The 19561-nt window shown below is 58.7% G+C and carries 14 protein-coding genes and 2 pseudogenes; 13 read left to right on the plus strand and 3 right to left on the minus strand.

The features are described 5' to 3' along the window. Positions 1 to 276 precede the first annotated feature (276 nt). From AC1DVN_RS26425 to AC1DVN_RS26460, 8 genes are all read left to right on the plus strand, one after another. A complete protein-coding gene (locus AC1DVN_RS26425; RefSeq protein WP_378669835.1) occupies positions 277 to 1377 on the plus strand; it encodes an LLM class flavin-dependent oxidoreductase in 1101 nt (366 codons plus the stop codon). 109 nt (positions 1378 to 1486) lie between these two features. Then, positions 1487 to 3610 (plus strand): hypothetical protein, encoded by a 2124-nt coding sequence (locus AC1DVN_RS26430; protein WP_477994400.1) that lies wholly within the window; start codon positions 1487 to 1489, stop codon positions 3608 to 3610. After that, the gene (locus AC1DVN_RS26435) at positions 3603 to 5120 is read left to right on the plus strand and encodes an ATP-binding protein (RefSeq protein ID WP_378669841.1); all 1518 of its coding nucleotides are present in this window, start codon (positions 3603 to 3605) and stop codon (positions 5118 to 5120) included. The genes AC1DVN_RS26430 and AC1DVN_RS26435 overlap by 8 nt, the downstream gene beginning before the upstream one ends. Further along, positions 5117 to 8041, plus strand: a complete 2925-nt coding sequence (locus tag AC1DVN_RS26440; RefSeq protein WP_378669843.1) for a Z1 domain-containing protein — start codon at positions 5117 to 5119, stop codon at positions 8039 to 8041. The genes AC1DVN_RS26435 and AC1DVN_RS26440 overlap by 4 nt, the downstream gene beginning before the upstream one ends. A gap of 33 nt (positions 8042 to 8074) precedes the next feature. Beyond that, positions 8075 to 8929: a ParA family protein gene (locus AC1DVN_RS26445; RefSeq protein WP_003940667.1), complete on the plus strand. Its 855-nt coding sequence runs from the start codon at positions 8075 to 8077 to the stop codon at positions 8927 to 8929. Further along, a complete protein-coding gene (locus tag AC1DVN_RS26450) occupies positions 8926 to 9417 on the plus strand; it encodes a hypothetical protein (protein WP_347874212.1) in 492 nt (163 codons plus the stop codon). The genes AC1DVN_RS26445 and AC1DVN_RS26450 overlap by 4 nt, the downstream gene beginning before the upstream one ends. A gap of 188 nt (positions 9418 to 9605) precedes the next feature. Then, complete coding sequence (locus AC1DVN_RS26455; protein WP_378669845.1) at positions 9606 to 11372, plus strand: ATP-dependent nuclease; 1767 nt, start codon at positions 9606 to 9608, stop codon at positions 11370 to 11372. Beyond that, entirely contained in the window at positions 11369 to 12406 is a 1038-nt protein-coding gene (locus tag AC1DVN_RS26460; RefSeq protein WP_477994401.1) for a DNA cytosine methyltransferase, read from the plus strand. Before AC1DVN_RS26455 ends, AC1DVN_RS26460 begins: the two co-directional genes overlap by 4 nt. 204 nt (positions 12407 to 12610) lie before the next feature. Here the strand turns inward: AC1DVN_RS26460 and AC1DVN_RS26465 are convergent, their stop codons facing one another. Then, positions 12611 to 13171: a T3SS (YopN, CesT) and YbjN peptide-binding chaperone 1 gene (locus AC1DVN_RS26465; protein WP_378669849.1), complete on the minus strand. Its 561-nt coding sequence runs from the start codon at positions 13169 to 13171 to the stop codon at positions 12611 to 12613. 206 nt (positions 13172 to 13377) lie between these two features. Between AC1DVN_RS26465 and AC1DVN_RS26470 the strand changes: the two genes are divergently transcribed. Further along, the gene (locus tag AC1DVN_RS26470) at positions 13378 to 13821 is read left to right on the plus strand and encodes a MarR family winged helix-turn-helix transcriptional regulator (protein WP_007726042.1); all 444 of its coding nucleotides are present in this window, start codon (positions 13378 to 13380) and stop codon (positions 13819 to 13821) included. Beyond that, positions 13818 to 15611 carry an AMP-dependent synthetase/ligase gene (locus AC1DVN_RS26475; RefSeq protein ID WP_378669851.1) on the plus strand — a complete coding sequence of 598 codons (1794 nt, stop codon included), beginning with the start codon at positions 13818 to 13820 and terminating at the stop codon, positions 15609 to 15611. Before AC1DVN_RS26470 ends, AC1DVN_RS26475 begins: the two co-directional genes overlap by 4 nt. Here the strand turns inward: AC1DVN_RS26475 and AC1DVN_RS26480 are convergent. Then, positions 15608 to 15988 (minus strand): helix-turn-helix domain-containing protein, encoded by a 381-nt coding sequence (locus AC1DVN_RS26480; protein ID WP_477994402.1) that lies wholly within the window; start codon positions 15986 to 15988, stop codon positions 15608 to 15610. The genes AC1DVN_RS26475 and AC1DVN_RS26480 overlap by 4 nt on opposite strands. A gap of 244 nt (positions 15989 to 16232) precedes the next feature. On the opposite strand from AC1DVN_RS26480, the gene AC1DVN_RS26485 reads away from it, so the two are divergent. The 3 genes and pseudogenes from AC1DVN_RS26485 to AC1DVN_RS26495 all read left to right on the plus strand — a co-directional run. Further along, entirely contained in the window at positions 16233 to 16457 is a 225-nt protein-coding gene (locus AC1DVN_RS26485) for a hypothetical protein (protein WP_029255755.1), read from the plus strand. Between the two features lie 124 nt (positions 16458 to 16581). Beyond that, positions 16582 to 18171, plus strand: a complete 1590-nt coding sequence (locus AC1DVN_RS26490; RefSeq protein WP_477994403.1) for an FAD-dependent oxidoreductase — start codon at positions 16582 to 16584, stop codon at positions 18169 to 18171. After that, positions 18168 to 18395, plus strand: a pseudogene (locus AC1DVN_RS26495) (4Fe-4S dicluster domain-containing protein); the annotation flags it as partial. The gene AC1DVN_RS26490 and the pseudogene AC1DVN_RS26495, both read left to right, overlap by 4 nt. On the opposite strand, the pseudogene AC1DVN_RS26500 reads toward AC1DVN_RS26495, so the two are convergent. After that, a pseudogene (locus tag AC1DVN_RS26500) lies at positions 18394 to 19446 on the minus strand (2,3-butanediol dehydrogenase); the annotation flags it as partial. The pseudogenes AC1DVN_RS26495 and AC1DVN_RS26500 sit on opposite strands and share 2 nt — an antisense overlap. Positions 19447 to 19561: the final 115 nt, after the last annotated feature.

A 19561-nucleotide genomic window follows, 5' to 3' on the forward strand; every position in this document is an offset into this window, starting at 1 on the left:
AAGGGAACGCACTCTTAGTACTTCATGTTTACCGTGCGCTTGATTGGTCGGTGACACAGGTCCTGCCTGGCGGGAGTTCGGCATGTTTTCGGTCGACTTCGGATCGGTGAGAGTTTTATCGACTGAATGGTCTCATTGAGTCGAAAGATCCTGCTGAATAGCGTGTTTCGCGAGTTCATTGCGTTGGGAGCATCCTCGGATGGCGGATCCGTCGAGCCGCCGCGCGCTAGCCTCCGAGGGACAGGCGCGCTGTGCGGTTATCGAGAAAGACGGGTCATGCGTTTTCAGGTTCTGGACATCATTTTCAATCCACCCCATCCAGTGACCGGCGAGGAAGTTGCCCCGTCCGATCGGCTCAACCGCGTCGTCGAACTGGCGGTTCTCGCCGAAGAACTGGGTATCGATTCGTTCTCGGTGGGTGAGCGCCATGCCGGGCCGGTTCTTTCGTCGGCGCCAACCGTCGTTTTGGGGGCGATTGCGCAGGCCACGGACAGAATCCTGCTGTCGACGGGTGTCACCGTCCTGTCGCTACTCGACCCGATTCGAGTCGCCGAAGATTTCGGAACCATCGATCAGCTGAGCCGGGGACGCCTCGAGATCGTGATCGGCAAGGGCAACGAGGTCCTTCAGTACCCGCTCCTCGGGTTGGATATCGCCAAGCAGTACGAATACCTGGCCGAGAACTACGAACTCCTCAAACTGCTGATCAGCGAGGAAAACGTCAAGTGGGTGGGGACTCACCGACCATCGCTCGAGGACGCGACGACGCTACCGCGTCCCTACGACGGACCGTTCCGTATCTGGCATGGATCGGCTACCTCGTTCGAGGCCGTCGAACTGGCGGCGAAGTGGGGCGACCCCATCGTCACCGCCAACGCCTTCCAGCCTCGTGAGAACTACAAAGTGCTGATCGACCACTACCGCGAGCAGTACCTGGCGTACGGGCACGACCCGTCCAAGGCGTACGTCGGCTCGGGTTCGGGCGGATTGTTCCTCGCCGACACGACCGAACAGGCCATCGAAGAGTTCCGTCCGATCTACGAAGGCGCCGTTGCGCAGGCCGACAAACGCAAGCACGATCCCAAAGCCGTCGGAAAGTCGACGAGTTTCCGGACCATCGAGGAAGCCGTCGACCGCGGGCCGGCGTTGGTCGGGTCTTCGGAGCGGGTCGCCGAGAAGATCCTCGATTACCACCAGAGCTACGGCCACGATTTCCAATCGGTGTCGGTCAATCACGTGCTCGACTTCGAGCAGCAGAAGGACACTCTGCGCCGCTTTGCCGAGGAGGTCATCCCGCTGGTGAAGGCAGAACTGTCGACGACGCTGTGGACCTCGGCCGACAAAGATCGGGCGAAGGGTTTCACCGCCGTCGACTGAGCGGAGAAGCCTGACTGTCGGGTAAGCAGGTCCGGCGCTGCGACCGCTCACAAGCTGCAGTAACTTGTTACCGACATCGCGGTCGGTTTTGACTGCAATGAAGGTATCCGTGAGTGGGAGTAGTGCGTTGACGTTGGGTGTGAACTCGCTTCCCGCGAACGAGCTGAGTCAGACGCTGTGGGTCGATCTGTTTCCTTGGTTGGACGACTACGTATCCGATCGTGCTGCGCTGCTCGAGCCGCTGGCCCCGTCGCCTGATTGGTGGTTCAGCGAAGCGCCGTCGTTCACTGTTCTCGAGGTCGATCTCGAGAAGGTTCTCTCCGAGCTGGCGTCCCTCTACATCGCTCACCACGCGGCAGCGGTATTACACGAGAGCTTTCCGCTCCTTGGTGAAGATCTCCCGCTGGAGGTGTTGAGTCTCGATACTCGCGCAGTGACGGCGTTGTCACGGCTCACCACCGACAAAGCAATCGGCGGTCTACTGACGCACACGACCGCTGAGATCTTCGGCGTGCGCGGAACTAGCGAACAGACGGTGCACGACATAGTGCTCAACCTGTTGGTCTGTGCGGTCATGACGACTCCGCTCGCCCGCGTCGAGACCGCTGAGGAAGCAGTTGCCCCACCCGCGATCACAGCGCTGCTCGACGATCTCGCTCAGCTGGCGATGTGGCGACGGGTCCGAGGCCAGGACAGCAGACCACTCGTCACCGTCGAGATCGACGATGAATCTCCGGCCTCGATTCAGGAAGTTGCCGCCCGGATCTCGGCTCTGACGCCAAACGACTTGCCCGACACCGACCGTACTGACGCGATGGACGAGATCGACAATCTCTTCTCGCAGCTGGATGAGCGGGAGTCGTTGGTGTTGCGTGAGCGGATCGTGGCGCGAGTTCCGCAGCGCAGGGGAGCGATCGGAGCCAAGCTCGGAGTGGGCTCGGGGCGAGTCGGGCAGATCGAGGCCGACGTGAAAGCCAAACTCAACGCGGCGTGCGGATTCGGGACGGCGGTGGGGAACCTGCTTGGCAGCCTGCGCGTCGAGATTCAGCCGGTAGCTTCGCTTGATCGCCTCCTCGACGTGCATCCGAGCATCGCGGCGGAGGTGCCTGGTTACGGAGTTCCGCTGTGGTTGGTTCTGGACCGTCTCGACGACTACTTCGAGGTGACTGACGGTTGGGCTGCCGCTCCGGGCGTCGCGGAGGCCAAGAAACGCACTCAGACCTTGCTGGAAGACTTTGAGTCCCCCAACGGTGTGGTTGCACTCGACGACGTCGCCGAAGTGGTGTCGATGTCACGCGGCGAACTGGAGAAGTGGCTTGCGTGGTGCGGGGTCGTCGTAGTGGCGGAGTCTGCGCTGACGCGTGCGCGTCGGATCTCCGATCTGGCAGTCGGCGCGCTCGAAGCCGTCGGATCGCCGAAGACCGTCGTCGAGCTAGTGGACTTGCTGAAGTCCGATCGCAGTGACCGGTCGATCGAGCGCGCGCKCGAGGCCGACGATCGCGTGACGCTCGACGGCGCAGTGTGGCGGCTGCACGCCTGGGGAAGTGCGGATTCCGTTGGGGAGGAATCGGTTTCTTCGGGAGAGGCTGAAGGAACCAGTGAGTTCAACATTGGTGGTGACGGGATCGTCCGGCGCAAGCGGACACGTAACACTGCGAAGACGCCAGAGTTGACTCGCCGCCTGTACCGGTCAGGCAGTACGTGGCGGTATCGACTGACCGTGACCTCCGATCATCTACGGGGTTCCGGGTTTGCGGTGCCCGCCGGTGTTGCGGTCGCTGCGGGCTGTGCGCGCGGCGAGACCATCGAGTTGGAGAGCCACCTCGGCGTTCAAGCAGTTCGGTGGACCGGAGCGCAGCCGACGTTCGGCACTATCCGCCGATTCCTGCGTGAACTCTCCGCTGTCGAGGGCGAAGACGTGCTGCTCGAGCTGTGGCAAGACGGAACCTTTCGCGTGGTTCGACCGGCGATCGTCCACTCTGACATCGACCCACTACGTCAGGCACTCGCAGAGGTTGGCAATCGCGAGCCATTGCGAACTGCCGAGAGACATGTGGTGCGGATCCTTGCCGAAGCCGTGTGTCTGGACGGCGAAGACCGTCCACGAAAGATACTGCGCGCGTACGAAGATCGTGGTGAGGACGTGATTCTGGACTTCTTGGAGGCGGCGTGGAGGCGCGGCGAAGCATCCGAAATCGACGAGGCAGACGGTAAGGATGCATCTCATGACTGACGTCGCGGGCACCCGCATAGTGGGCACCAAGATCCTTGCGGCGGACGAGTCCCTTGCCGGCGCCATCGGCTTGCACCACACCATCGCGACAGCGCTCGCCGATCTGATCGACAACAGCCTCGACGCCGCGGCCTCCCACGTGCTGATCAGATTCGTTCAGGACGGCACACGGATCGTGTCGATGATGGTGATCGACAACGGTTCCGGCATGGACAGTGACACCATCGATGCTGCGATGACCTACGGCCGTCGACGCGACTATGCCGCCGAGGACCTCGGTCATTTCGGTGTGGGGATGAAGGCAGCGTCGTTGAGTCAGGCTCGTTTGCTACGAGTGTGGTCTCGAAAGTCGGGCCACCCGACGCAGGGCCGCGAGATCGACTCCACCTCAGTGCAGGGGCGTCAGTCAGTTTCGGTGATCGAGGACCGGCAAGCCGCCGAATTCTTCGACGCTGTCACGCCCCGATTTCCCTTCAACACCGGCACTGTTGTCGAATGGCGCGGCATCACAACCTTTCTCATGTCCGCACACGCGGACGAGCAGACCAGCTGGCTCGAACAGACCATCAACGACGTGCGCAGTCATCTCGGCGTCGTATTTCACCGTCTCATCGAATCCGGCCGGATTGCTCTGACTGTCGATGTCTTCGACGTCGAAGCGGGACGCGCCGGCGCGCTGCGCACAGTCAGTGCCATCGACCCGTTCCGGTATCCGCGTACCGGCGACCCGAACTACCCTCGGACACTTACCGTGCCGATCGCCGGTGCCACAGTAACCGCCGAAGCTCACCTGTGGCCCGCTCGGAGTAATGCACCGGAATTTCGCATCCACGGCGCCCCCGGCCGCGACCAGCAGGGGCTCTACTTCTATCGGCACGATCGACTCCTGCAGATCGGCGGCTGGAACGCGATAGTGCGGGGCCGACCGGACTACGGATTGGCACGAATTGCCGTCGATCTGAACGATTCTCTACTGCAGCACATCACAATCAATCCCGAGAAATCGGGGGTGACGCTCGACGCCACTGCGTCGGCTGCCGTCGACGGGGCCGTCTTCACGGAGGGCGACGGTGGATTCCGCTCGTATTTGACCGACGCCGAGCGCGCGGTGCGCGCGGCTCGTAGTTCTGCACCTCGGCCGATCAGCGTCATCGAACCGGCATCCGGCTTTCCGGAAGACGTGCTCGATTCCTTCAGCGACGCCTTCGAATTCAGCGTTGGCGATGATCCGGTCGCCGTGAGTTGGCGAGCCTTGGCGCGTGATCAGTTCTTCGAAGTCGACCTCAAAACTCGAACTCTGTGGATCAATGCGCGTTTTCGGCGTGATCTGCTCGGACGCCGCAGTCTCGACCCGGCTGATGCTCCGGTGCTCAAGACTCTTGTCTTCCTGCTGGTGAGTGAGATGTTCGAAGGAACCAGAATCGGCGCTCGTCAGAGGGAAAAGATGCAGGCGTGGCAGGAAGTGTTGATTTCCGCAGTGGCAGCGCACCGGGAGCAGGTAGTGCAGTGAGTGATGAAGTATTCCGTGCGGTTGCACGTGAACTCGGTGACGGGTTTCCGCCCGAGAACGTGCTCTACCCGGTCAACGCGCGCCTGCGAGCGAGCTATCCGGACGGCCTGACCATCGCGGACATCATCGATGTGTTCCTCGACGACAGTGCGGTCGGTGTACGAACGGCGCTCACCTCGCGTCTGCGGCAGTGGGATGCGGAAAGTGTCGAGACGTGGGTAGGCTCGACTGTTCCGCAAAGTCCGGAACGGCGGGCTCGGATCTACGACTTGTTGGGATTGCCGGTCGACGCCCACGCCGAGATGGATGCGCACTTTCCTCGCGAAGGTGGGCCGGTTGTCATTGCGGCTCAGCAGCCGTGGGACCCCTGGTACACCTCTGAACGCCGCCGCGAGCACGACTTCTATTGGCGTGCCTACAAGCGAGTTCTAGCCGACAAGAACTGGGACGAGGCGACAATCGGAAAGCTGGACATCGCAACCACTGAAGTTGTGCACCGGCTCGCGGATCCGACGCGCCCCGAGCCGTATCAGTCCAAAGGTTTGGTGGTCGGCTACGTCCAGAGCGGGAAGACGGCGAATTTCAGCGGCGTGGTGGCCAAGGCGATCGACGCTGGGTACCGCTTGGTCATCGTGTTGACCGGCACGATCGAGATTCTCCGGAGCCAGACTCAGCGACGCCTCGACATGGAATTGGTCGGTCGTCAAAACATCAGTGCAGGCGTGGATGACGACTACGCCAACGACGAGGACTGGCGAAACGGGAACTTTCTCGAACACGAAATCGATCCGAACAAGACCAATGAAATCCCGGCTATCCGTCGACTCACCACCTCGACCTTTGACTACAAGAGCCTGCTCGCGGGCCTGAGCGCACTGCACTTCGAAACCGTGGATCACTCCCTTCCGCTGAATGATCCGAAGAATCTGTACCCCAGCAATATTCGCATCGCGGTCGTGAAGAAGAACGTCTCCAGCCTCAAGAAGCTGGTGGCCGATCTGAAGAAAGTGCCGACCGAACTCGATCAGATTCCTGCCCTGATCATCGACGACGAAGCCGATCAGGCATCGGTGAACACGATCGATCCGAAGAAGATGAAAACCGAGCAGGTCGAGCGGACGGCGATCAACGGTCAGATTGCTGAGATCCTCGGTCTACTCAAGCGTGCCCAGTATATCGGTTACACCGCAACACCTTTTGCCAATGTGTTTGTCGATCCGGAAGACAGCGTCAACGTCTTTCCTTCGGACTTCATCGTCAGTCTCGAGCGGCCCGGCCCGTACATGGGTGGTGCGGACTTCCACGATCTAGACGATCTCGAAGACGACGACAAGACTCCGGCCAATTCGAACCAGAAAGCGTACGTACGGGATCTCCGGGCCGAGTGCGACGAGGATCGCTCAGCCGAGCAGTTGCGAGCGCTCGACTCGTTTGTCCTGACGGGGGCGATCAAGCTATTCCGGGAATCGAAGGGCGCCGAGCCGTATCGGCACCACACGATGCTGGTGCACGAATCGGTGAAGCAGGCCGAGCATGACGCCGTAGCCGACGACTTCAAGGCCTTGTGGAAATCGGCCGGATACAGCCAGGCCAAGAGTCTTTCCCGGCTGGACAAGCTCTGGGCCGAAGACTTTGCGGTGGTGAGTGCGGCTCGGGGCAGTGAACTGGAGAATCCTGGTTCGTTTGCCGAGTTGGAGGAATTCATCGGCGCTGCCTACGACAAGATTTCCGAGGGAACCAGCCCCGTTATCGTGGTCAATGGTGCGGCCGAGAAGGACTACAAACAGGATTCCCTCGATTTCCAGGAACGCGGCGTGTGGAAGATTCTGGTCGGCGGCACGAAGCTGAGTCGCGGCTTCACGGTCGAGGGCCTGACCATCACTTATTACACGCGTCGAACGGGCCAAGCTGACACATTGATGCAGATGGGACGATGGTTCGGATTCCGCCCCGGGTACCGAGACTTGGTGCGCCTGTTCATCGGCCGCACGGTTGGCGGACCCGCCGGCGCGGACTACGACATGTACAAGGCGTTCGAGGCGATCGTTCGGGATGAGCAGGAGTTCCGGAACGAGCTCACCAGGTTCAGCGGCGTGAACGGGAAGGGCGAACCATGGGTCACTCCACGCGATGTGCCGCCGATGGTGTTTCAGCAGCTGCCGTGGCTCAGACCAACGGCTCGAAACAAGATGTTCAACGCCGATCTGGTTTATCGAGGCATGGGTGGTGAAAGTTTCAGCTTCACGATGCAGCCCCCGCGAGGCGACGGTTCGATCAACGCTCGGCACTTCGAGGCGGTTACACCCTTGTTGAAGTCGTTGGACGAAACAGGGTCCTTCAATTTCGTTGACAAGGATGACGTTTCGCGATCGTTCACTGCGCGATATGGCATCGTCCCTGCCCATGTGGTGTTGGAGGCCGTCGACCAGTTCGAGTGGGCGAACGGGTGGGATTTCGGTCCCCACCGCGAAGCGCTCTCGACCGCAATCGAATCCGGATTGCTCGAAGACTTCGCAGTTCTGCTTCCGTATCCCAAGACCCGGGAGCCGATCGAGATCAAGGGTTGGCACGAGAAACTTCCGATCGTCAATCGCAAACGCCAGGAACGCGAGTACCGAACAGGTTTCACCGGTACGGCCGTTCGTGAGCGCGATGCGATCGAGCACATTGCGGGCAGCCCGAAGAAGAACGGCGGACCGCTTGCGGGTGCACTTCATCGGAAGACTCGCGGTGCATTGATTCTGGTATTTGCGAACGATCCGGCTCCTCGTCAGTTGAAACGGGCACAGGCTGGTCCCGTGGACTCGCGCGATTTTGCGACGTTGTTCTCGTACGCGCTTCCGCACGCGGCGGAGCCGTTGGGGCGAATCGGTTTTCGGGTCAAGCAGTCGGGGACAGGGGCGATCGTCGATGCGAACTAGGTGTGTTGTGGTGGGAGACAGGAATGGGTTCTGATGGCTAAGACGATCGCGACGATCAACCTCAAGGGCGGCGTCGGTAAGACGACGATCACCGCGGGGTTGGCCGAGTTCATGTCGCTCGAATTCGGTCAGCGCGTGCTGCTGATCGACCTCGATGCGCAGATCAATCTGACGACGATGATGATCAGTGAGGATCACTGGCTCGAACTCAACAAGCAAGGGCTGACCAGCGCAACCATTTTCCGCGACGCCGTCGATGGCACGTCGAACTTCGATCTTGAAGCCTCGATTCAGCGCGGAGTTTCTCCGGTCAAGCGAGTGACGGGTGTGGATCTGCTTCCCTCATCTCTCGATTTGATCGAGCTGCAGGAGGAGATCAGTGCCCTTCGGGTTGCTGATCGGAACTCCACCAAGCCGGTTGAATTGTTGAGGGATGCCGTCGCCCCGGTGATGCCGTACTACGACTACGTCCTGATCGATTGCCCGCCGAATCTCGGGCCGATCACACTCAACGGATTGGCAATGGCAGACGGCTACGTGATCCCCACGATCCCGGATGTGCTCTCCACGTACGGCATTCCGCAGATCCAGACGCACATCGCGAAGTTCGGCAAAGAACTCGGCCGTGAACTCTTCGAACTCGGGTTGGTGATCACCAAGTACAAGTCCAACTCGGCGGTGCACCGCACGACTGTGCGAAATCTTCGGCGCGATCCCAACGTCCCACACGTATTGCCGGAATATCTCGCGGAGTCGAATCAGATTGCCGCGTCGGCGGAGTTTCACCCGTACAGCACTTTGAAGGTGAAGTACGGCAATGCAGGTCAGTTCGATCAGATGCGTGCAATTACGCAGAACATTCTCACGGAAGCGCAGGCGAAGCTATGAGTGCGGGTATCGATGAGGCGCGTCGTCGCGTGCAGGTGCAGGAGACCGGTGCCGCGCTCTTGAAGTTGGGTGCAACTAATGCCTCGGCATCGGTGTTGCTGGCCAAGCTGGTTCAGGTAGTCGCGGAGGAAGCTGCCCGTACCCCACGGTTCGCGAAGGCAATTGAAAGCGCTTTCGCAGTTCCGTCCGATGGATCCGCCGCTGCGGTACCTGCTTCTGCGCCGGCGCCGCGTCGTCGTGCTGCGGCTCCGAAGGTGAAGCGGGAGCCCGGTGCTTTCGACCCGTTCGAGGTCTTCAAGGTTGAAGGGGAAGAGGTTCTGTTGGAACGTCTTTCAGCTCTCGATGCGGACGGTATCAAGGACATCATCGCGGAGCAGGAGATCGACACGCACAAGGAGACCGGCCGTAAACGGAAGGTCGATGTGCTGGCGGTCTGGACCGTCGAGCGGGTGAAGGCACTGACCTCGAAGGGGAGTGCGTTCCGGTAGGGGCTCCGCCCGTGCGCCGTTTTGGTAGTGGAGGCGGTCAGAAAGGCGCATGGATTCCTTACATATTGGCGTGGCGGCACATCCAAATTTCGAGAAATGTAGTCCGTCTATAGTATGTTCTCATGTTACGTTTCTGTCTATGGTATTAATATCTAGTACGGTTCAATCTTGGCTATGGGGGATCGAAATTGGTAACGAACGCAGACCTGGCGAAAGAATTGGAAAGCGAAAACTTTGAACCGTTCATTCGGTTGATCAGATTTCCAAGATTTAAGAATGTTGAAGACGGAACGAGTATTGAATTCTGTTTCCCGATTACGGCTATTGTAGGAACTAATGGCACCAACAAGACCTCCATTCTTAGGGCACTTGAAGGGTGTCCAGACTATTATAATTTTGGCAACTTCTGGTTCTCGACAAGCCTGGATCCAATTTCGGCCGAAGAGCAACATAGATTTATTCATGGATATCTTTCTAAAACTGGAAGTTTGATTGAATCCAGAAAGATGCGAGTCGCAAAAGAGGGCGATCCAGACTATTTTGAACCTACACGACCATCTCTTCGTGACGGAATGTCGAGGATGCCATCGATGGAGGAGACGGACCCTGAGGACTTGGAATTTCGTGTAGCTACTCGATGGAAGGCAATAAAAAAGAGCGTAGTTTACCTGGATTTTCGGCATGATATTCCAGCATACGATCTACATTTTCATTTCAATGCCCGGAATCGAAAGAATGATATTAAGAGCAAAAAGTCCTTGGTGAGAAGGCAGGCTCGCCATCTTTCGGAGACTATCGAGAATCTTGAATCTGACCATAAATTGCATAATGTAAATCGAGTATTGGAAAAGCCATTCTCTCTCGATTCTGTAAAGTTGAATTGGATTAGTAAAATATTGGGACGAAAGTATGAAGAAATCCGACTCGTCAAGCATGATTTCTACAACTTCGAAGGTTATACAATTCGAGTACGAACTAACGGATTTAGTTATTCCGAAGCGTTCGCTGGAAGTGGCGAATATGCTGTAATCATGATCGTCAAGTCGGTGCTCGACTCAGAAGATCGATCTTTGATCATATTAGATGAACCGGAAGTTTCACTACATCCAGGTGCGCAGATAGCTCTTATGCATTTCTTGCGAGTTCAATGTTCAAAAAAGCATCATCAGGTAGTCATATCAACTCATTCGGCCGAGATTATTCGTAGTCTTCCTCCAAATGCAATCAAGGTTTTGGCTCAAAATGCCATGACTGGACAGGTTGGTTTAGTTTCTCAAAGTTCGCTAGCCGACGAGGCTTTTATACGAATAGGTAGCCAAGCTCCCGGTCACACAATTTATGTTGAGGATGACCTAGCTCGACATCTTGTGCTTACAGCTATTTCTCCGCTAGGGGCAGCGTATACTGACCATATAAATATTGAAATAGGGGGTGGTGAGGATCAAATAAAGAATCGGTTGATTCCTTCTGTTGTCCAACTTGGCCTGGAGGCGCTGGTGCTTCTGGATGGTGATCAACGTCCTGGGAAGAAAGTGCGACAGATCAAGATTGTTCCGAATGCCGAAATATTGGATGAGTTGCTGATTATAGGAGTTCGAAAGGGAAGCCTAGGAATTGATGGGGGCGATGGTGACAACACCAAGCAGGCGGTCGATCGCGCAACCGCAATCCTCGGATGGGCTGAAACCAATCTGGACTATCTTCCGGGGCGATCGCCTGAGGAGTTGCTCCTGTCGCTATCAGGAGATGATGGTTCGGCTTCGAGCGAGGCAGCGAAAGAAATATGGGCTAATCGGGCCACTTTGAGCCTGGGTTATACCGGTTCGGATCGAGCAGATTCAGCTGAAATCCTCATCACGCAGCGTCAAGCGCTCGCCAGAGTGGATTGTCAGGCCCCTGAGCTACAGTGGATACGTCAAAGGGTGCAGGCTTACGTGGAAAGGGACGGATCATGAATAAACCGCCCATCGCAGTGGTAGATTTCTTTTCTGGTTGTGGCGGAACAAGCGTGGGATTACGAAATTCCGGAATGAAGATTGTTGCTGGAATCGACAATGATGCCGATTCCGCTGCCACCTTTCGGTTGAACTTTCCAGAGGCTGATTTTTTTGAATCTGATGTGAAAGAATTGAGTTCGTCGAGTATCGAGAAGGTGATGCCTAAGAAAGGCTTCGTCTTGTTCGCTGGCTGTGCCCCCTGTCAGCCTTTTTCGAAACAAAAGAAGATAAGCGCGAAGGAAGATCCTCGGCGTGACCTACTTCTTGTATTTTTGAAGTTTATTGTGGAGCTTCAACCTCATTTTGTGCTCGTTGAAAATGTTCCTGGCCTTCAGAAATTGGATCCGACATCTGGTCCATTTCAAACTTTTGTCGATACGCTGATTGAAGAAGGGTATGAGGTAGATTTTGGAGTTATCCGTGCGGCGGACTATGGAGTTCCTCAGATTCGCCGAAGGTTAGTGTTGGTTGCGTCGAGAATATCGAAGGTCAGACTACCGGATCCAACTCACGGTTCTGGCCTTATCGCCTATTCGACCGTTGCGGAATGGATCAAAGAACTCCCGAATATTTCTGCAGGACAAGTGGACCTTGCAGACCCAGATCATGCTTCGATGAAGCTCTCTGAAAGGAATATTGAAAGAATTCAGGCTACGCCGGAAGGTGGTAGTCGACTGAATTGGCCACAGTCTCTTCAGCTTGAATGTCACGCTAGTTACAAAGGTCATACTGATGTTTACGGTCGCCTTTCTTGGGACAAGCCTGCCTCAGGATTGACGACGAAGTGCATAAGCTATTCAAATGGACGTTTCGGTCATCCCGATCAAGATCGAGCTCTCTCGGTGCGTGAAGCAGCGTTGCTGCAAACATTTCCACCATCTTTTAAATTGGTTGGCACCCTCACGTCAAAGGCCCGGCAAGTTGGTAACGCTGTTCCACCATTGGTTGCGCGTCGAGTTGGCGAGGCGATCGCCGATTCTCTGCGAGTGTGATTTGTGGCTTGCGAATTTGAACGTTTTTCGCGGATATTTGAAAGCATTTCCTGTGCACTTCTAATTGTTCAGTATGTGTCCTATTGAATCTTGTATCCGGAAAGATAGAGGTGCGAACGTCTTCTGGGGTATCCCTAGTGAGCGTAAGCATGCTCCTTGCTATTTGGTTGAATTTAGGGTTGGCGCGATGAATTTATTCGCCAATTAGGGCTTGCCAGATACGTCGGCTCCGCACGCACATTCACAGTCACCACCGCAACCGCCGGGATTGCAGTCTCCGGCGTAACTGTCGTCATCCGCGTCGCAGTCGAGTGTTCCGCCGAAGGATTCAGCGAAATCATCGTCGAGTTCGTGAGTGAAGTCGTGAACCTCGTCGATCAGGTTGAGCAGATGCTGCGGCGCGAAGGGGTCGGCGTCGAGCATTGTGGAGACCAGTAGATGGTCGCCGCTGAAGGCGAAACGCAGGCGCGGCCATTCCTGCGCGAGTTCGATCAGTCGAGTCGCAGCATGCGAGGGATTGCCGAGGCCGGTCAGAACCGAGGACCAGACGTTGATCTGAGGGCCGTCATCCGCAACTGTCACGTAGACGACAAACCCGTGAACCGGCACGACAATGTCGCCGTCGTCGTCGGTGTCGGGTTCACTGCCGAGTAGTTCGGCGAGAGTCTGAACGCACAGGCGAACCAATTCGTCGCGCTCGTCCGTCACCAGGGCAATCGCGCCGTCGATGTGAAGCGGCTGATCGGCGGTGTCTCTCTCGCTCATTGATCCTCGTCTCCTGTGTCCGGACCGCGTACGGGCGGACACTGTTTACTGCGGTTGTTGTCGTGACCAGGATAGTCGGGGCCGTGTGGTCCTCATTCGCTTCGGTGAGCGGGCCTTACCTCCTTCGGCCGGCGGGGTGGCGGCGGTCATATTGCAATCGGGACTAGGGGCAGCGTTATAGTTGCCCAGTGCAACACGACGGAGCAATGGCGCTCACCGGTCCACCAGCCGTCCATGACGAGCTGGTGCACCTGACGCGGCAGCTGATGACGGGGGATCGGCATTCCGATGATCACCCGTCGATCGCGCAGCATTCCTTCCTCTCCTTCATCGGCCGCAACGACGGCTGCAAGGCCACGGAGATCTCCGAAGTCTTCGGCGTCAACCGCTCGACCATCTCGCGCCAAGTTCGCGGCTGCATCGAGGCAGGCTGGGTATATGCCGATCCGGGATCCGTTCGCCAGGGCAATCCGCTGCACCTGACGGAGGCGGGCCGCAAATACCTCGACGCCGCCGACGCGCGTCGGCTCGACCAAGTCGCCGGCAGGCTGCACGATTGGACCGAGTCCGAGGTCGCAGACTTCGCCCGCGCACTCCACCGCTTCAGAATCAGCATCGAATCGCAGACCAACGGAGATGACACCCTGTGAGTGAGTACAGCGCCAAAGCCCAGTTCACCATCTCCGACAACGAGTCTGTGGTGCACACCGTCTTCACTCACGCCGAGCGCACGCCAGATCTGACGGTGTTCTCCCGCCCCAAGGGCGAGGGTTGGGTAGATGTAACGGCAAAAGAGTTCGCCGAGCAGGTCACCGGCGTCGCAAACGGGCTCATCGCCGCTGGCGTGCAGGCAGGCGACCGCGTCGCACTCCTCTCTGCGACCCGATACGAGTGGACGCTCTTCGACTTCGCCATCTGGGCCGCCGGCGCCGCTACCGTCCCGATCTACGATTCGTCGTCTCAGGGCCAGGTCAGCTGGATCCTCGAAGACTCCGAGGCCGTCATCGCGATCGTCGAAACCGGCGCGCACGAGCAGCTGTTCCAGGACGCGCCGAGCACTCTCAAGGCCGTCATGCAGATCGACGACGGAGCAGTCGAAAAGCTGACCGTACAGGGCGCCGACGTTGACGACACCGAGTTGAAGAAGCGACTCGCGGGCATCAAAGCCGACGATCTGGCGTCACTCGTCTACACCTCCGGCACCACAGGCCGTCCCAAGGGATGCATCCTCACACACCGCAACTTCCTGTCCGAGGTGCGCGGGATTCTCACTGCATCGATCGGCAAGGTTGCGGTTCCGGGAAACCGAGTCCTGACCTTCCTGCCGCTCGCTCACGTACTGGCCCGCGCGGTGTCCCTCGCGACGTTCGAAGCTGGTGCGTCGCAGGCCCACTGGTCCGACTTTGCCACCATCACAACCCAATTCGAGCGCTACAAGCCCAACACCATCCTCGGTGTTCCGCGTGTCTTCGAAAAAGTTCGTGACGGCGCAGCACGCAAGGCGGAGTCCGGTGGAAAGATTCCCGGCGCGATCTTCGCCTTCGCCGAAGCCACCGCGAAGGAGTACAGCCAAGCTCTCGACAAGGGCAGTCCTTCGCTGATCTTGAAGGCGAAGCACGCAGTGGCAGACAAGCTCGTGTATTCGAAGCTTCGTGAGGCTCTCGGCGGCGAGTGCTGGTTCGCGATCTCCGGCGGCGGCGCGCTCACTCCTGAACTGGGGCACTTCTTCCGTGGGCTCGGAGTTCCGATCTACGAAGGCTATGGCCTCACCGAAACCACAGCGGCGCACTGCGTCAACGTCCCGGGTGCTCAGAAGATCGGAACCGTCGGACAGCCGATGGGCGGCAACGGGGTACGCATCGCCGAGGATGGCGAGATCGAACTCAACGGCGGGGTTGTCTTCAAGGGCTACTGGAAGAACGACAAGGCCACCGAAGAGACATTCGTCAACGGCTGGATGCGAACCGGTGATCTCGGTGAACTCGACAGCGACGGTTACCTTTCCATCACCGGACGCAAGAAGGATCTTCTGGTGACGGCGGGCGGCAAGAACGTCTCGCCCGGCCCGATGGAAGACCGTATCCGTTCGCATTCCATCGTCTCGCAGGCAGTCGTCGTCGGCGACGGGAAGACCTACATCACGGCGCTGTTGACCGTCGACCCCGAGGTGTTCGAGAAGTGGAAGGCGGAGAACGGCAAGCCTTCTGGTGCCACCGTCGCCGAACTACGTGACGACAAGGACCTTCGAGCGGAGCTGCAGAAGGCCGTCGACGACGCCAATGCTGCTGTCTCGCATGCGGAGTCGATCAAGAAGTTCGTCATTCTCGATCGCGATCTGACCGAGGAAGACGGTGAGATGACAGCGACGCTCAAGATCAAGCGCAATGTCGTCGTCGATCGGTTCTCGAAGGAGATCGAAGGAATGTACGCAAAGAGCTAGGTGCGTTTGGGGAACTGCTCGCGGTAGGTCATCACGTCATCGAGGCGGAACCTGCGGTGGGTGCCGCGTAGTTCGATCGGGAGTTTCCCGGCGTCGGCGAGCTTGCGCACATACGTGTCCGAAACGCCGAGGATCTCTGCTGCCTGCGAGGTGGTGAGGAGCTCTGCGACTGGCCCGAGGGCGACGCTGTCGCCGGCAGCGAGGTAGGTCAGGAGCTGTACGACGGCGTCGCCGACCGACGGTGGAATCTGGATCCGGACGCCGTCAAACACCAGCGTGGTCGTGTCCGTCGAGGTTGCGGCTCTCTGGGTCAGAGCCGTCTTGATTCGCTCGGCAGCGTCGCCGTCGACTGCGGAAACGATGTGGTCGATGCTCACGCGTTGTATCTCCGATCGAAGGCAGTGTTTCGCAAGCATAGACAGCGACAGTGTCCGTCGGCACGCTGGCTAGCGCCGTGTGCGTTGCATTACATGAGTGCCGTGAGTGGAAAACTATTTACCCACGTAGATCGGAATTCGAAGGTTTTGGCGCCCAAAGATATTCGACTCGACGCATATGTAACTCACCAAATTTGGTGTACCCGCAAGTAACATCCTGAGCGTGGCTAGACGATCGGTAACGGTGAGATTCGACGTAGAGGAACTGAGGGCCCTAGAGACCCTCCAAGAGCTCACGGGCGCGGACATTTCCAGCGTCATACGTGAAGCTGTGATCGAACATGCTCGTCGATGTGTTGTGCAGGGAAAGCCCCGCGACATCACCGAGCGACGCAAATCGCTGACCTTGCAGGAAGCCTTCGCCAAGTACTCCGCGTTGTGCACCGACGAGGAGCGGGAAGCGTCGTAGCGCTCTGCCGATGCGGAGGTGACTGGTTGAGTTCACAGTGATTCTGACTGTGGCGCTGGGTAGTTCGTTCGAGGAATATTGCGGCAACAGAAGTGTTGCGTAGACCTCTGACAGGAGCTGGCCAGTGACGGACGTCCTCGAACTCTCCACCGATGTATTGGTGATCGGTGGTGGCCCCGCCGGCGCATGGGCAGCGTTGCGCGCGGCCAAGGCCGGTGCAGACGTCGTCCTGGCCGACAAGGGCTACTGCGGAACGAGTGGCGCGACGGCCCCATCCGGAACGGGTGTTTGGTACGTCGAGCCGGATTTGACAGCCCGTGAGCTGGCCAAGGCCGGACGCGAGGCGCTCGGCGGATATCTGGCCGACCACCATTGGATGGACCGCGTCCTCGAGCAGACCTACTCCAACATGGATCTCCTCGCGGTGGAGGGTAGATATCCGTTCCCTGTCGACCCGAGCACGGGCAAGCAGATACGTACCGGCTTGCAGGGACCTGAATACATGCGACGGATGCGCACCTGGATTCGTCGAGCCGGGGTGCGGATCCTCGACCATTCGCCGGCACTGGAGTTGTTGGTGGACGGCGAGGGCCGAGTTCGCGGAGTCGCCGGATACCAGCGTCACGAACACCAGGACTACCGCGTCTCGGCAGGCGCGGTAGTGGTCGCCAGCGGAGGTTGTGCGTTTCTGTCCGGTGCGCTGGGCACCAACGTCGATACCGGTGACGGTGCATTGATGGCAGCCGAAGTCGGAGCCGAGTTCTCCGGCATGGAGTTCTCGAACGCGTACGGGATCGCGGCGGCCGGATCGACGATCACCAAGACGGCTTACTACGCGTACGCGACGTTCTTTCACGCAGACGGAAGCGTGCTCGAAGGTGCCGGTTCGGCGAAGGGGAGGTCCGTCATCGCCAGCACGTTGCGGAACGAGCCGGTCTTCGCGCAGATCGATCGGGCCGACGCTGAGGTGCAGCGTCGAATGAGGCTGGGGCAACCCAACTTCTTCCTGCAATTCGATCGCCGCGGAATCGATCCCTTCACCGACAAATTCGAGGTCGGCATGCTCGCAGAAGGCACGGTGCGCGGCACTGGGGGAATCAACGTCGTCGATGACGATTGCGCGTCATCCGTTCCGGGACTGTTTGCCGCCGGGGACGCTGYGACCCGAGAGCGAATCTGCGGAGGGTTTACCGGCGGGGGAAGTCACAACGCCGCGTGGGCGATGTCTTCTGGTTCGTGGGCGGGAACCGGTGCTGCGCGCTATGCGCTGTCGGTCGGACGTGGGTCTACCAGTGGTCTTCGCGGAGCCGGAACCGTCGGATTGCGTAATCCGGCACGAACCGGGTTTACTGCCGACGATGTGGTGAAAGCTGCTCAAGCGCAGCTGATTCCCTTCGACAAGAACTACCTCCGTAGCGGTGATCGGGTATCCGCAGCGCTCGGTGAGCTTGAATCGCTTTGGGGTGCAGTGAGTGCGGACTTAGGCGCGGATTCTGCAGGGCGGATGGCAGCGCGGCAGGCTGCCGCGATCACGGCCATCGGTCGCTGGATGTACCACTCGACCTTGGCTCGGACCGAGACTCGGGGAATGAGCAAGCGGGACGATTATCCCGAACTCGATGTGACGCAGCACCATCACGTTCATACCGGCGGTTTGGATTCGGTGTGGACCCGAACTTCTGAATCTGTCGGGTCTGCGCTGGTGGCGTCATGATCGAGCTGGTGTCAGCGCCGGCATGCATCGGCTGCGACAAATGCGTAGATGTATGTCCCACAGATGTTTTCGATCGAACTCCGTCGGGCGTCCCGGTGATTGCGCGCCAATCGGATTGCCAGACCTGCTTCATGTGTGAGGCATATTGCCCGACGGATGCGCTATACGTGCATCCGCAATCCACACCGCTGGAAACGGCCGATGTGATCGAGGACGATCACATGACCTGACGAGAATCTTGACCGCGGTGTCGTTGTGCTCGATCAGAGTGGTGAATCCTTCGGAGATCAACTCTTCGAGCTGAATGCGACCGGTGATGAATGGCGCCAGATCGACGACACCGTCCTGGACCATCTTGATGACCGCTTCATGGTCACGGACGTACGCGATGGTTCCGCGTAGATCGATTTCCTTGAGGACCAGCTTCTGCATGTCGATGGTCGCGGGCTTGCCCCAAATCGACACGTTGACAACAACTCCGGCAGGCCTGACCGTGTCGAGCATAGTGTCGAGTACTGCGTTGACGCCTGCGCACTCGAACCCGATGTCTGCGCCGATACCTCCGCTGAGTTCGAGGACGCGCGCCTTGACGTCTTCGGTGGTGGGATCGATGACGTAGTCGGCGACTCCACTGGAGAGGGCCTTGGCCTTGCGGGCTTCGCTGAGTTCGGTGACGATCGTCGTGACACCCAGACCCTTGAGAACTGCCGCAACGAGGAGTCCGATCGGTCCAGCTCCGCCCACGATGGCGACGTTGCCGCTTTCGGCTCCACTGCGTACGACTGCGTGATGGGCGACGCTCAACGGTTCGATGAGAGCTGCCTCGTCGAGCGGGATGTTGCCGATCTTGTGGATCCAGCGACGGTCGACGACAACCTTCTCGCTGAGCCCGCCACCTCCGCCGGCCAAGCCGATGAACCCCATCTTCGTACACAGGTGGTAGTTGCCCGCCTTGCACGGGGCGCACTCGTTGCAGACGAAGTACGGCTCGACGACAACATTTTCACCGACCTCGACGTCCGTGACACCTTCGCCGACCTCTTCGACGGTGCCGGAGAACTCGTGGCCCATCGTGACCGGCGCATTCTCGTGTGAGAGTGGATGCGGGTGTCCGGGTGCGGAGATGAAGATCGGTCCCTCGAGGTACTCGTGGAGATCCGTGCCGCAGATTCCGCACCATGCGACCTTCAGCTTGACTGTTCCTGGCCGCAATTCGGGCTCAGGGATCTCTTCGATCCGGATGTCTTTCTGCCCGTGGAACCGTGCTGCCTTCATTGATCCGCACCTCACTTCGTTGTGAATCCCCTGGTAGATCGACGTTAGGCCGATTATCGGCGTGGGTGAAGGGTTGCAACGGAATGCAATGGGGTGGAACCGATCGGTGCTGGGG

This window comes from Rhodococcus sp. P4_E4, assembly GCF_056401575.1.